Here is a 13,038-nt window from a genome sequence, read left to right as displayed (position 1 = left end):
TCCTACCGGTGAGTTCAGCGCCTAGCATCCAGGTGGCCCGGTTGTCGACGGTGCGTCGGTGTCGATGAACAGGGCGTCATGACGACGGACGGAGGCACCGGTTGTGGGAGAGCGGGACGGCGTGAGCGACCGAGAACCGGACGACCCTGCCGGCGGCGGACCGGATGCCGGTGCCGTCGACGCGGCCCAGGTGCGGCGCAGAGTGGCCGAACTGGTCGCGGCACACGATCCGACCACGATGCCCTCGGCCGAGTTCCTGGGCCATCGCTTCGACGCGGGCCTGGCCTGGGTGCACTTCCCGATCGGCTGCGGCGGCCTGGGTGCCTCGCGGGCGTTGCAGCAGGTGCTCGAGAGCGCGTTGACCGCGGCGGGCGCGAAGGCGGCCGGTGGGTACCGCAATCCGATCGGCCTGGGGATGGGCGCGCCCACCATCGTCGCGCACGCGGGCCCGGAGTTGCGGGCCCGGTTGTTGCGCCCGCTGTGGACCGGCGAGGAGATCTGGTGCCAGCTCTTCAGCGAACCCGGCGCGGGCTCGGACCTGGCGGGTCTGGCCACCCGGGCGGTGCGCGAGGGTGACGGCGACTGGATCGTCAACGGTCAGAAGGTGTGGACCTCGCTCGCGCACAAGGCGCGCTGGGCGATGCTGCTCGCCCGGACCGATCCGGACCTGCCCAAGCATCAGGGATTGACCTACTTCTTCCTGGACATGACGTCGCCGGGGGTCGAGGTGCGTCCGCTGCGCCAGGCCACCGGGCAGGCCGAGTTCAACGAGGTGTTCCTGACCGACGTGCGGATCCCGGACGCGCACCGGGCGGGCGAGGTGGGCCAGGGCTGGACGGTGTCGAACACGACGCTGATGAACGAGCGGGTGGCCATCGGCGGCGCGGCGGCCCCGCGCGAGGCGGACGCGATCGGCGCGGTCGCGCGGATGTGGCGGGATCGGCCGGAGCTGCGTACGCCCGGGCTGCACGACCGGCTGCTGCGGGCCTGGGTGGAGTGCGAGGTGGCCCGGCTGGGCAACGAGCGCATCCGCCAGCAGTTGGCGGCCGGCGCGCCCGGTCCCGAGGGGTCGGCGGCCAAGATCGCCTACGCCCGGCTGAACCAGGACGTGACCCGGTTGTGGCTGGAGCTGACCGGCGAGGAGGGGCTCGGCTACGACGACTGGGCGATGCGCCGCAGCGAGCTGGGCCAGGCCACGCTCGGTGCGCGCGCGCCGGGCTACTACTACCTGCGGGCCAAGGGCAATTCGATCGAGGGCGGCACGTCCGAGGTGCTGCGCAACGTGATCGCCGACCGGATCCTGGACCTGCCGCGCGAGCCGCGGACGGACACCAGGGTGCCGTGGAAGGAGATGCCCCGGTGAGCGAGTCCGGCATGCCGTCGCTGCTGTACGGCGAGGTCGAGGAGGATCTGCGCGCGACGTTGCGCGAGTTGTTGCGGGATCGCTGCGGGTGGCACGACGTGCTGGCGCGGATCGACACCGACGAGGCGTACGACGACGGGCTGTGGAAGGCGGTCGCGGCCGAGCTGGGCCTGGCCGGGCTGTTGATCCCGGAGGAGTTCGGCGGGGCCGGCGCGGGGCCTCGGGAGGTCGCGGTGGCGCTGGAGGAGCTGGGGCGCGCGGTGGCGCCGGTGCCGTTCCTGGCCAGCGCGGTGCTGGCCGGCTCGGCGCTGCTGGCCTGTCCGGCCGGCGATGCGCGCGACGGCGCGCTGCGCGTGCTCGCGGACGGCACCCGCACCGGCACGCTCGCGGTGACCGCGAGCACCTGGCCGGGGGCCGCCTTCCCGCTGTCGGTGACCGGTGCGCCGGACGGGCCGGGGTTGTCGCTGACCGGTGCGGTGACCGGGGTGTTGGCCGCGGATCGGGCCGAGTTGTTGGTGGTCCCGGTGATCGTGGCCGGCGAGCCGCACCTGGCCCTGGTGGCGGGCGACGCGGCGAACCTGACCCGGCGCGCGGTGACCTCGCTGGACGCGACCCGCCCGGTGGGCGAGTTGACGTTGGATCAGGTGCACGGCCGGGTGCTGGCCGGGCCCGAGCACGCCGAGGCGGCGTTCGGGCACGCGCTGCGGTACGGCGCGGCGCTGCTGGCGTCGGAGCAACTGGGGGTGGCCGAGCAGGCGTTGGCCGAGGCGGTGGCGTACCTGAAGGTGCGGCACCAGTTCGGCCGGCCGATCGGCTCCTTCCAGGCGTTGCGGCACCGCGCGGCCGATCTGTGGTCGGACATCGCCGCCGCCCGGGCCGCGGCGCGCTACGCGGCGGCGTGTCTGGCCGAGGACTCGGCGGACGCGGCGGTGGCCACCGCACTGGCCCAGGCGTACTGCGGCGACGTGGCGGTGCGCGCCGCGGAGGAGTGTGTGCAGATGCACGGCGGGATCGGCTTCACCTGGGAGCACCCGGCGCACCTGTACCTCAAGCGGGCGATGGCGTCCTCGCTGCTGCTGGGCACCTCGGACCGGCATCGGGCCACGTTGGGCACGCTGGTGGACCTGCCGCCCGCGATCTGAACGGGCGTCGACGCGGCTGTGGCCGGCCTCCGTGCGGAGGCCGGCCACAGCCGGGTCACGAGCGCGCTGTGCGAAACGGGCACGCCTAGCTGCGCAACATCAGGATGATCATCACGACCGCGACCGTCATCAGCACGGCCCACACCACCGTGACCAGCCGGAGGCGCTTTCCGTCCCGGGCGGGGGTGTCGGTCGGACCGGGGTCCGCCGGTTGCGGGTTGTCGCTCATGTCCTCGCTGCCCTCCACGGGTGCTGCGCGCGGCGTCCGTCCCGTTCAGGATGACACCGCGCGCGGCCCGTTGAGGAGTCCTCCCCCGAATGTCGCTCAGTGCCCCGCAGGGGTGGCGGGCAGCACCGCCGTGGCGTCCGTGCCCGGCCCGGCGACCGCCGGGGCGGCCTGCGGCGTCTGCTGGGCGGCGATCAGCCGGGCCAGCCAGAACCGCAGATACGTGGACAACGAATAGCGGATGAAGAGGGCGAACCCGAGGAGCGAGACCGGGATCGCCGCGAGACCCAACGTGATCGCGTCGTTCTGGGTCAGGATCAGCGTCGTGCCGTGCGACATGAAGTAGGCGCCGATGCCCATGCCGATCCCGAGCACCATGAGACCGACGCCCAGCCACATCAACTGGGTGTCGAGCATGGTCTTGGGCGCGCGCAGTTTGAGGGCACCGACGTCGGCGGTGAACTGCCGGGTCCGATCCTGAGTGGCCGCCGGGATCGCCGCGTGGCGCGGGGCGAACGCCGGTGGTGGTCCGGCCGTCGGCACCCCCTGCGGAACCGTCGGCGGCTCGCCGCCGGGCCTCGCGGGTGCGGGGTGCCCGTCGGCGTTCACGCTGTTCATACTCATAAAGTGCTCACCTCGTGGGTCGCCGTGAGGTTGGTACGTACCCGACGGCCATGTGCGATCAGCCGCCCAGGTACGCGCTGTGCAGGTCGCCGGCGATCTCGTCCGGGGTGCCGACCTGAAGGATCCGGCCACCGCTCATGACCGCGGCGAGGTCGGCGACGGCCAGGGCCGTGCGCGCGAACTGCTCGACCAGGAGCACGGTGACACCGGTCTCGGCGATCTTGCCGACCACGTCGTACAACTGATCGACGACGAGGGGCGCGAGGCCCATCGAGAGCTCGTCGAGCAGGATGATGGCCGGGTTGGTGGCGATCGCCCGGGCGACGGCCAGCATCTGCTGTTCGCCGCCCGACATCGTGCCCGCGGCCTGCGTCCGGCGCTCCTTGAGGCGGGGGAAGATCGGGAAGACCTTCTCCTCGATCTCCTTGCGGGAGACCCCCCGGTAGGTCGCCATCCACAGGTTCTCGGACACGGTGAGATTGGGGAAGACGCCGCGGCCTTCCGGGATGCTGCACAGGCCGATCCGGGCCAGGTCCACCGGCGCCGCCCCGGTGACGCACCGCCCGGCGAGGTGGATGTCCCCGCCGGTGGGCTCGTGCAGCCCGGTGATCACCTTGAGCATCGTGGTCTTGCCGGCGCCGTTGGGCCCCAGGACCGCCATCACCTTGCCGGTGGGCACCGCGAGGTCCACCTTGTGCAGCACCTCGACCTGCTCGTACGCGGCGCTGATGCCGCGCAGTTCGAGCAGTGGCGGGATGCCGCGCGGGCCGGCCGGCGGCGCGTCGGCCACGTTCAGCGTCATACGGTCTCCTGCAGGACTTCGGCGGCCTCCGCGGCGTCGGCGGTGCCCAGGTATGCCGCCTGTACGGCGGTGTTGGCGCGGATCTCGTCGCACGTACCGTTGGCGATTTTTTTGCCGAAGTCAAGCACGTGCAGTTCGTCGCAGGTGTTCATCACCAGATCCATGTCGTGCTCGACCAGGAGCACCGCGACCCCGTCGTCGGCGATCTCGCGCAACAACTGTCCGAAGCCCCGGGTCTCCTCGTCGTCCTGGCCGGAGGCGGGCTCGTCCAGGAGCAGGATCTTGGGCCGGGACGCCAGCGAACGCGCGAGCTCGACCACGCGGCCCTGTCCGGTGGGCAGTTGGTCGGCGCGTATATGCGCGATCTCGGTCAGGTTCAGGCGGTGCAGCAGGCGCGCGGAGGTGTCCTGCGGGGTCTCCTTGGTGCCCCGGTGCAGCCGGCGGTACTGCGCGGCGGCGACCTGGATGTTCTCCCGGACCGTCAACGAGCCGAACAGCTCCAGGCGTTGGAAGGTACGGGCCATGCCCAGGCGGGCCCGGCGATAGGGCGCGAGCTTGCTGACGTCGCGCCCGTCCATCCTGACCCGGCCCGACGACGGCGGTTGGAGACCGGTGATCACGTTGAAGATCGTGGTCTTGCCCGCGCCGTTGGGTCCGATCAGGCCGGTGACCTTGCCCTCGTGGGCCCAGATGTTGACGTTGTTCAGGGCGGTGTGGCCGCCGAAGCGGACCGTGACGCCCTCGACCTCAAGCCCCATGACGCGCTCCAGGCAGGGTGGGTGACGGTGTGTCGGCCATCGCGACCGTCGGCAGCGAGGGCATCGCGATCAGCTTGTCCAGGGCCTCGATGTCGGCGGCCGCGAACCGGGCGCCGTTCAGGCCCAGCCCCTCGGGCTGCTCGGACAGGCCCGGCGGCAGCTCCTGTTCGGTGCGCGGTGCCTTGAGCATCAGTTCGGCCTTGACCGCGGCGGGGATGCCGATCACCGCGAGCAGGATCCCGATGACGAAGACCCAGTTCCCGATCACGTCGGTGAACCGCAGTACGACCAGCGCCAGTTGCGCCGCCGCGCTGGCGGCCAGGATGACCGGCCGGCGCAGTGCGGGCTCCCATTCCGGGCGAATCTTGGCGGCGATGAAGCCGTTCGGGTTCTTGCCCAGCGCGATGCCGTTGAGGCCGATCAGGATGGTGGTGAGCTGGGCGTAGTCGGGGAAGAGGTTGGTCATCAGCGGGGTGCCCAGGAAGATGCCCGCGAACAGCGCCGCGCCCGGCGAGGTCAGACCGGCGATCACCATCAGCATCAGCACCGAAAGCCCGGCGGTGAAGTCGAAGTTGACCGGCGACAGGGTGCCCAGCGCGCCGCCCATGATGCCGCCACCGACGCCCGCCATCGCGGCGGACAGGCCGAAGACGGTGAGCGTGGTCAGCTTGTGGTTCATCCCGATCGTCGCGCACGCCGCCGGGCTGTCCTTCATCGCCAGCAGCCTGCGGCCGAACTCGCCGCGCCGGATCCACACCACCACCAGCGAGGACAGCGCGAAGAAGACCGCGCCGAAGATGAAGTAGGCCCGGTCGGAGGAGATGTCGATGCCCGGCCAGTCGAAGCGCTCGAAGTTGAGCGTGCCGCTGTTGAACAGGTCGATCTTCGTGTCGCCCCAGGTGAACGCGGGCAGTTGGAAGATCCAGCGGTCCAGCATGACCGCGAACGCGGCGGTGGCCAGGGCCAGGTAGATCCCGGACAGGCGCAGTGCGGGCAGCGCGACCAGTACGCCGATGCCCGCGCAGATCAGCGCGGCCCACAGCAGGCCCAGCGGGTTGCCGCCGGAGCCCAGGTGCGACACGCAGATCGCGCCGATGCCCGCGAAGCCCAGTTGGGCCAGCGACATCTTCCCGGCGTAGCCGACCAGCGGAATCACCGACAGGCCGATGATCGCGAAGCCCCACATCTTGGTGCTGGCGAACAGGTCGGCGGCACCGAGGGTGTTGGCGGCGACCACCGCGCCCGCGATCACCAGGCCGGCGAAGACGAGCGAGCCGGTCCAGGTCGGGCGGTGCGCGATCTCGCGGGTGCGGGAGGAGGCGTGGCCGCGCAGCCGGGAGGTGGGCAGCAGCAGGATCGCCACGAACAGCACCAGCACCGGCATCGAGTCGGTGAGGCCGGACAGGTAGGGGCCCGCGGTGGGGAACCTGGTCTCGGTGAGGTAGCCCTTGCCGTACTCGGTGACCAACCCGATGATCATCGCGCCGACGAAGGTCCACGGCAGGCTCTTGAGCCGGCCGATCACCGCCGCGGCGTAGGCGTTGACGATCAACAGGGTCAGCGGCAGCGCGGCGAAGGAGAGCTTGGGCGCGATCAGGATGCCGGCGACCGCGGCCAGCATGGTGCCGGTCGCCCAGGCCAGCATGCCGGGCACCTCGGGGCGCGAGCCGTTGAGCACCGCGAGGTTGCGGTCGTCGACGGTGGCGCGCATGGCCACGCCCGCGCGGGTCGAGCGCAGCAACACCCACAGGCCGATCGCCACGATCAGCGCCACGGCCAGGGTGATCAGGTCGTGGTAGGACACGCGCGTGCCGCCGATGTCCACGGACTCGCCGGGGAAGAAGTTGACCACGTTGCGCGGGGTCTGCGGATCCCAGATCCACATCACCGCGGCGAGCAGGCTCAGCAGCACCGCGACGGTGACCATCAGGCGCGTCGTCTCCGACGTACCCTCCAGCCGTCGCATGATGGCGAAGTGCAGGAAGACCCCGAACGCGGGGGCCAGGATGCCCAGCACCACGACGATGGACAGCCATACCGGCCAGCCCCAGTCGAAGTGCAACTGCCAGTAGGTGAAGGCGGCGAGCGCGCCGGTGACACCGTGGGCGAAGTTGAAGATGCCCGTGGTGGTGTAGGTCAGGGTCAGGCCGCCGGCGGTGATGGCATAGATGCCGCCGGTGACCAGGCCGCTGATGGTGAGGATGATGAACTCGTGCACGCGCCCTCCGTTCGGGCCGGGCCGTGTCGCGGGGCGATCGGTCTCGGAGACTGGTGCGGCACGGCTCCTGACAGGTCGTCAGGGCCGCTGGGCCGCCCTCCCGCCCGGTGCGGGGCGAGAGGGCGACGGGTGTCGCTGGGTCGGACCGACCGGAGTGAGCGGCCGACGGGTGCAGCGGTGGTGCGGGTCGTGCGGTTGCCTGGTGGTGCGGTGTCGCGGGTGGCGCGGTGTCGCTCGGGTGTGCGGGCGACTCAGGCGTTCTCCTCCGGCGGCGCGGCCGGCGGCGGCTCGCCCGAGTCGGCGGGCGGCGGGCTGCCCCCACCGGAAGTCTCCGCGGGTGGCGGCGTACCGGCTCCCGGAGTGGTCGGCGGCGTCGAGGCCGGCGGCGCGCTCGGCGCACCTGGCGCGACCGCCACCACGTTGGCCGGGTCGCAGTTGAAGAACTCGGCCTTGTTCGGCTTGGTCAGCGCGGCGTCGTACTCGAAGCCCTTGGCGGTCGCCTTGACCATGGTGAAGCAGTCGGCGGCGCGCACGTCCTTGGTCTCCACGATCGGACCGGGCGCGAACAGGCCGCCCGCGTCCCAGTTGGCGCGCTTGCCCTTGGCGAGCACGCACTCCGTGGTGAGCTCCGTACCGCACTCCTTGACCGCGCTCGCCCACAGCAGCCAGGAGTTGATCCCGGACATGTGGAAGAACTCCAGGTCCTTGCTCGGCTCGGCCAGGTGCAGGATCTCCAGCGCCTTCTGCACGGCCGGGTTCTTGTCGCCGAGCGACTGCGGCACGAACGTCGGGTAGATGTAGGTGTCGGGGATCTTGGAGTTCTTGGCGGCGGCGAGGGTGTAGCGGTTGTAGGCCGAGGCGTCGCTGACGATGACCTTGGGGTGCCAGTTCATCGCGTCCATCTCGCGGAACATCGACGACGAGTCCACCGCGAGCCACGTGGTGATCAGCATCTCGACCCCGGCGTTCTTCATCTTCTCCAGCGTCGTGCGCCCGGGGGGCGGCATGACGGGGACGTCCTCCTTGTAGACGATCGTGCCGCCGGCCGCCTCCACACCCGCCTTGTAGCGGGCCATCGAGGGCCGCAGCGAGGCCATGTTCTGGCCGAGCAGGCCGACCTTGGCCTTGACCTCGGGGTGCGCGGCGAAGACCGCCTTGTACGCGCCCACGACCGTGGTGGACACCGGCAGGCCGACCGCGAGGTCCTGGAGGTCGGCCTTGGCCGATTCCTCGCCGACCACGTAGGCCGGGAAGGCGCCGAGCTTGCACCCGGTACGCGCCTTGACGCCGTCGTTGTCGAACGGGTTGCCGCCGCCGACCACCATGAAGTCGCTCTGGCAGGCCGCCGTCATCACGGTGCCGACGTTGCTGAGCGCGGCGTCGCGCTGGGTCAGCTTGATCGTGCGGCCGTTGATCCCGCCGAGGCCGTTGCACCACTTGGTGAAGCCGTCGGCCATCTCGAAGAACTCTTTGCCCAGGCCCGGTTGTGCGGGGGCGCCGGGGTCGCCGGTCACGCTGACCGAGATCTGCTTCTCGGTGACGCCTCGGTCGGCCTTCTTGGTGAGCGGCTTGCCGTCGCCCTTGCCGCAGACGTCCTTGAGCGTGCCGAAGTCACCGGGCGCGCCGGTGCCGACGGGAGCCTTCGGGTTCTGGGATCCCGCGGTGCCGGAGCCCCCCGATCCCGGACCCTTGGCCACCGCGTCGTCACCCGAGCGGCTACAGCCGACCGCCAACAGGAGCGGCACGACCAGCAAGCCGGCCGCCGCTCGGCGGCGCGTCCCACGCCGCCCGGCGGAAGTTGATGCCATCAGCCCTCCCGACACTTCGTTTCCGCAGGCCGGGCCGATGTGCCCGGTGCGCTCTCACGTACTTCTCCTGCGCTGTGCTCGCGTCGTTCTCGTCTTGTGCTTGCCCTGCCCCGGGCTCCGCCTGCGAGGCGTCCCTGCGACTGGATCTGACATGCCATCAGTCAATGGGCCATGAAGCAATGGCCGGGACCTTAACGGGGTGTCCTACAGGGTGCAAGAGTCACCGAACCGGCGAAAACCGCTGGCCGGCAGCCCATGCCCGGCCCTGTGCGAGGTGGGGCGCAGCACTGCACACGTGTCACCGTTCGGCCCCTCGGGATCGGACTTCCCCGGCTTCGTGATGGCACTGTTATGAGGTGCTCGCGATCCGCCGCACACGGCATGTGAAGGCGCCCGGGAGGCGAGAAGGCGACACGGCGACACCCGTTCTCCATAAAGCGACAAGGAGTCAGTGAACCGATGTACACGATCGATCCGACCACCGACGCACACGAGATCGAACGCGTCCCGGCGGCGGACGGCGAACTCGTCCTGCGGCAAGTGGGCGAGCACTACGAGATCATCAGCAACGGCTGCTTCCTGATGGACACGCGCGCGGGCGCGTCGGAGCGGCTGCTGGTACGCACGGCGTTGGACGCGCTGGAGGGGGTCGAAGCGCGCGGCGCGCTCGCCACTCCCGAGGCACCCGACGCACCCGAGACGCTCGGCGTCGCCGGAGGGCTGCGAATCCTGGTCGGCGGACTGGGTGTCGGATTCACCCTGCGCGAGGCACTGACCGATCCCCGGGTCGAGCAGGTGACCGTGGTCGAACGTGAACCCGCCGTGGTGCGGTGGGGTCGAGGGCCGCTCGCCCCCTTCTCGGGGCACGCGCTGGCGGATTCGCGGGTGAGGGTGATCACATCGGATCTGGTGGCCTGGGTGCGCTCCCCTTCCATCGCGCCCGCCGACGGGGTGTCGGAGCGGGCGGACCGCGAGGCGGCGGCCCGGTCGGGCAAGGGGTCGGACGAGCGCCCCCACATGTCGCGCGAGGGGTCGGACGAGCGCTTTCACGCGTTGTGCCTGGACATCGACAACGGGCCGGATTGGACGGTCACCGACGGCAACGCGTCGCTGTACGACGACGCGGGACTGGCCGCGCTGCGGGCCAGGTTGTTGCCGGGCGGAGTGCTGACGGTGTGGAGCGCGACCGCGAGTCCGGCCTTCGCGGACCGACTGCGGGCCCGGTTCGCACAGGTGACCGTGCATCAGGTGCCGGTGCCGCGCGGGGAACCGGACGTGGTGTTCGTGGCACGGGGGTAGCCGGCCGGCCGCGGCGCGGGTCGGCCGCGACCGGGACTCGGGCGCTTCGTACGCACCGACCCGGGCGCCCGGTCGGGTCGACCCCGGGCGCCCGGTTCGGACCTCCCGAACAGGTGGTTCGTTGCGCGGAAGATGTAACTGACGCGACGTCAGAGAAACTTGCGTGTGTCATCCAACTGCTGTCAGCATGCGATCGACGGCTGGTGAAAGGGTGGACATGCACGACGACGAGGCGGATTCGCCCGCTCTGCACGATTCGGGGGAACTGCGCGATCGCAGCGAGATCCGGGACGTGGCGCAGACCTACGCACACGGCGCGGATCGCCGCAAGCCCGACCTCGTCGCCTCGATGTTCACCCCCGAGGGCCGCCTGGTGATCCACCGCGACCCCGGATCCACCGAGCCGCCGGCGGTACGCACCGGCCGGGCCGAGATCGCCAAGGCGCTGACGAGCCTGGACCGATACCTGGCCACCACCCACCTGATCGCCAATCAGCTCGTCGCCTTCGAGCCGGGCGGCGATCGGGCGAACGCCGAGACGTACTGCATGGCGCACCACATCTACGAGTCGTGCGGAGTACGCCGCGACCGGGTGATGTCGATCCGCTACCTCGACACGTTCGCGCGCACCGACGAGGGCTGGCGCATCGAGACCCGCACGCTGCACTGCGACTGGGTCGAGGACCGGCCGCTGACGGCATGAGCACGGGCACCAAGGGGGCCGCGCGCACACCGACCAAGCGCCACGGCCCGACGATGATCCTGGTCGCCCTGTCCTTCGCCGCGACCACGATGGCGGTCATGCAGACCGTGGTCTCGCCGATCCTGCCGCAACTACAGAACCGTCTCGGCGTCTCCAGCTCGGCCATCGCGTGGGTGCTCACCGGCAACCTGCTCGCCGCCGCGGTGGCCACCCCGCTGCTGGGCAGGCTCGGAGACCTGCGCGGTCGTAAACGTTTCCTGCTGCTCGCGCTCGCGGCGGTCGCGGTCGGCTCGGTGCTGGCCGCGTGCACCACGTCCTACGTGATGCTGATCGCCGGCCGGGTGCTCCAGGGCATGGGCGGCGGCGTGGTCCCCCTCGCGCTGAGCGTGGTGCGCGACGAGTTCCCCAAGGAGCGCTCGGCGGGCAGCATCGCCACCATCGGCGCCACGATCAGCGTCGGCGCCACGTTCGGCTCGGTGATGACCGGCCTGATCGCCGACCGCTGGGACTACCACCTGCTGTTCTGGCTCTCCGCGCTGGTGGCGGCGCTGTCCATGCTGATGGTGTGGCGGGTGGTGCCGGACACCGCCGAACGGCGCCAGGGGCACGTCGACCTGATCGGCGCGCTGACCCTGTCCGCGTGGCTGGCCGCGCTGCTGGCCGCGGTGAGCATGGGCAGCCGGTCCGGATGGGGCGATCCGCTGGTGCTCGGCGGGCTGATCCTGGCCGCGCTGATGTTCGCCGCGTGGATCGCCTGGGCGCTGCACCACCCCGAACCCCTGGTCGACCTGCGGGTGATGGCCCGCCGGCCGGTACTGCTGGCCAACCTGTCCGGGGTATTCACCGGCATGGCGATGTACGGCTCCTCGCTGCTGTTCCCGCCGTTCATCCAGGCGCCGTCCGCGCTCGGCTACGGCTTCGGCAAGTCGGTGCTGATCGCGGGCCTGATCATGCTCCCGGGCACGATCGGCAACCTGGTGGCGGCGCCGGTGGCGGCCCGGATGACCAATCGGTACGGCCCCAAGCCCGCCCTGGTGCTCGGACCGCTGCTCAGCGGCGCGGCGTTCGCCCTGCTGCTGCCGCTGCACGGGCACTGGTGGGCGTTCTCGATGGTCGGTGTGCTGTTCGGCTTCGGCCTCGGGCTCGCGTTCTCCGCGATGCCCGCGCTGATCAACGACAACGTGCCCGCGGACATGACCGGCGTGGCCAACGGGATGAACGCGGTGCTGCGCACGGTGGGCGGGGCGACCGGTACGGCCGTGCTGGGCGCGATCCTGAGCGCGACCCTGGTCGACTCGGGCACCGCGCGGGCGGCGGGCGTGGCCCAGGCACCGGAGCTGACCGGCTACCTGATCTGCTTCGGCATGCTGGGCACCGGCTGCCTGCTCGCGGCGCTGCTCGCGTGGTCGATCCCGGCCACGCACCGAACCGGGCGGCCGGTTCGGGTGGTTCCCGAGCCCGACCGTGTGCGGGCCGCCCGATAGGGAACACTGCCCGGATGATCGACAACGAACGGGACACGGCCCTGGCCGAGGCCATCGCGCTGCGCGAGGCGGGCTTGGTGGAGGAGGCGCGGGCGCGGCTGGTGCCGCTGGTCGAGCGGTATCCGGGCGACGCGCAGGTCGCCTATCAGGCGGCCTGGGCACACGACGTGCTCGGCCTGGAACGCGAGGCCGTGCCGTTCTACGAATGGGCCCTGATCGGGGACGGGCTGCCGGCCGAGGACCGCCTGGGCGCGTTCCTGGGCCTGGGCAGCACGTACCGCGCGTTCGGCGCGCACGACAAGGCGGTGGCGATCCTGCAACGAGGTCTCACCGAATTCCCCGACGACCCGGGCCTGACCACGTTCCTGGCCATGGCGCTCTACAACGCCGGTGACCCCAAAACCGCGGTCGAATCCCTCCTCCACGTCATCGCCACCACCAGCACCCACCCCCACCTGACCCCCTACCGCAAAGCCCTGACCCTCTACGCAACCGACCTGGACGCCACCCACCCCTGAACAACCCGCCGCCCCAAGCCAACTCCCCCGCAACCCGTCCGGCGCTCGAGGACAAAGCGAGGTCGGGCCCACCCCAGCCCGCCGACCCACCGA

Annotated in this window: 12 protein-coding genes; 6 read left to right on the top strand and 6 right to left on the bottom strand. The window is 71.2% G+C overall.

The features are described 5' to 3' along the window. Positions 1-121 precede the first annotated feature (121 nt). Both ACZ4FV_RS28040 and ACZ4FV_RS28035 read left to right on the top strand, forming a co-directional pair. The gene (locus ACZ4FV_RS28040; protein ID WP_395859534.1) at positions 122-1,363 is read left to right on the top strand and encodes an acyl-CoA dehydrogenase family protein; all 1,242 of its coding nucleotides are present in this window, start codon (positions 122-124) and stop codon (positions 1,361-1,363) included. Beyond that, positions 1,360-2,505: an acyl-CoA dehydrogenase family protein gene (locus ACZ4FV_RS28035; protein WP_402238612.1), complete on the top strand. Its 1,146-nt coding sequence runs from the start codon at positions 1,360-1,362 to the stop codon at positions 2,503-2,505. The genes ACZ4FV_RS28040 and ACZ4FV_RS28035 overlap by 4 nt, the downstream gene beginning before the upstream one ends. An 85-nt stretch (positions 2,506-2,590) precedes the next feature. On the opposite strand, the gene ACZ4FV_RS28030 is transcribed toward ACZ4FV_RS28035, so the two are convergent. The 6 genes from ACZ4FV_RS28030 to ACZ4FV_RS28005 form a co-directional block, all read right to left on the bottom strand. Then, entirely contained in the window at positions 2,591-2,734 is a 144-nt protein-coding gene (locus ACZ4FV_RS28030; RefSeq protein ID WP_395859536.1) for a hypothetical protein, read from the bottom strand. Between the two features lie 96 nt (positions 2,735-2,830). Continuing rightward, on the bottom strand, positions 2,831-3,355 hold the full coding sequence (locus ACZ4FV_RS28025; protein ID WP_395859537.1) for a hypothetical protein: 525 nt from the start codon (positions 3,353-3,355) through the stop codon (positions 2,831-2,833). Positions 3,356-3,413: 58 nt separating this feature from the next. Next, positions 3,414-4,157, bottom strand: a complete 744-nt coding sequence (locus tag ACZ4FV_RS28020) for an ABC transporter ATP-binding protein (RefSeq protein WP_402238615.1) — start codon at positions 4,155-4,157, stop codon at positions 3,414-3,416. Beyond that, positions 4,154-4,915: an ABC transporter ATP-binding protein gene (locus ACZ4FV_RS28015; protein ID WP_395859539.1), complete on the bottom strand. Its 762-nt coding sequence runs from the start codon at positions 4,913-4,915 to the stop codon at positions 4,154-4,156. The genes ACZ4FV_RS28020 and ACZ4FV_RS28015 overlap by 4 nt, the downstream gene beginning before the upstream one ends. Continuing rightward, the gene (locus ACZ4FV_RS28010; protein ID WP_395859540.1) at positions 4,905-7,133 is read right to left on the bottom strand and encodes a branched-chain amino acid ABC transporter permease; all 2,229 of its coding nucleotides are present in this window, start codon (positions 7,131-7,133) and stop codon (positions 4,905-4,907) included. The genes ACZ4FV_RS28015 and ACZ4FV_RS28010 overlap by 11 nt, the downstream gene beginning before the upstream one ends. A 251-nt stretch (positions 7,134-7,384) precedes the next feature. Beyond that, positions 7,385-8,941 (bottom strand): ABC transporter substrate-binding protein, encoded by a 1,557-nt coding sequence (locus ACZ4FV_RS28005; protein WP_395859541.1) that lies wholly within the window; start codon positions 8,939-8,941, stop codon positions 7,385-7,387. A 459-nt stretch (positions 8,942-9,400) separates the two neighbouring features. On the opposite strand from ACZ4FV_RS28005, the gene ACZ4FV_RS28000 reads away from it, so the two are divergent. The 4 genes from ACZ4FV_RS28000 (at position 9,401) to ACZ4FV_RS27985 (ending at position 12,945) form a co-directional block, all read left to right on the top strand. Next, on the top strand, positions 9,401-10,240 hold the full coding sequence (locus tag ACZ4FV_RS28000; protein ID WP_465323555.1) for a spermidine synthase: 840 nt from the start codon (positions 9,401-9,403) through the stop codon (positions 10,238-10,240). A gap of 217 nt (positions 10,241-10,457) precedes the next feature. Next, on the top strand, positions 10,458-10,943 hold the full coding sequence (locus tag ACZ4FV_RS27995) for a nuclear transport factor 2 family protein (RefSeq protein ID WP_395859543.1): 486 nt from the start codon (positions 10,458-10,460) through the stop codon (positions 10,941-10,943). Then, positions 10,940-12,427, top strand: a complete 1,488-nt coding sequence (locus ACZ4FV_RS27990; RefSeq protein WP_395859544.1) for an MFS transporter — start codon at positions 10,940-10,942, stop codon at positions 12,425-12,427. Before ACZ4FV_RS27995 ends, ACZ4FV_RS27990 begins: the two co-directional genes overlap by 4 nt. Positions 12,428-12,441: 14 nt before the next feature. Further along, the gene (locus ACZ4FV_RS27985; protein WP_395859545.1) at positions 12,442-12,945 is read left to right on the top strand and encodes a tetratricopeptide repeat protein; all 504 of its coding nucleotides are present in this window, start codon (positions 12,442-12,444) and stop codon (positions 12,943-12,945) included. Positions 12,946-13,038 lie beyond the last annotated feature (93 nt).

Source organism: Embleya sp. NPDC025285 (assembly GCF_055558835.1).
This window is presented reverse-complemented; position numbering and strand designations above follow the sequence as displayed.

What these genes read in the sequence shown, in the direction of transcription:
- ACZ4FV_RS28030 (WP_395859536.1), bottom strand. Translation starts at nt 2,734, where the DNA reads ATGAGCGACAACCCGCAACCGGCGGACCCCGGTCCGACCGACACCCCC.
- ACZ4FV_RS28025 (WP_395859537.1), bottom strand. Translation starts at nt 3,355, where the DNA reads ATGAGTATGAACAGCGTGAACGCCGACGGGCACCCCGCACCCGCGAGG.
- ACZ4FV_RS28020 (WP_402238615.1), bottom strand. Translation starts at nt 4,157, where the DNA reads ATGACGCTGAACGTGGCCGACGCGCCGCCGGCCGGCCCGCGCGGCATC.
- ACZ4FV_RS28015 (WP_395859539.1), bottom strand. Translation starts at nt 4,915, where the DNA reads ATGGGGCTTGAGGTCGAGGGCGTCACGGTCCGCTTCGGCGGCCACACC.
- ACZ4FV_RS28005 (WP_395859541.1), bottom strand. Translation starts at nt 8,941, where the DNA reads ATGGCATCAACTTCCGCCGGGCGGCGTGGGACGCGCCGCCGAGCGGCG.
- ACZ4FV_RS28000 (WP_465323555.1), top strand. Translation starts at nt 9,401, where the DNA reads ATGTACACGATCGATCCGACCACCGACGCACACGAGATCGAACGCGTC.
- ACZ4FV_RS27995 (WP_395859543.1), top strand. Translation starts at nt 10,458, where the DNA reads ATGCACGACGACGAGGCGGATTCGCCCGCTCTGCACGATTCGGGGGAA.
- ACZ4FV_RS27990 (WP_395859544.1), top strand. Translation starts at nt 10,940, where the DNA reads ATGAGCACGGGCACCAAGGGGGCCGCGCGCACACCGACCAAGCGCCAC.
- ACZ4FV_RS27985 (WP_395859545.1), top strand. Translation starts at nt 12,442, where the DNA reads ATGATCGACAACGAACGGGACACGGCCCTGGCCGAGGCCATCGCGCTG.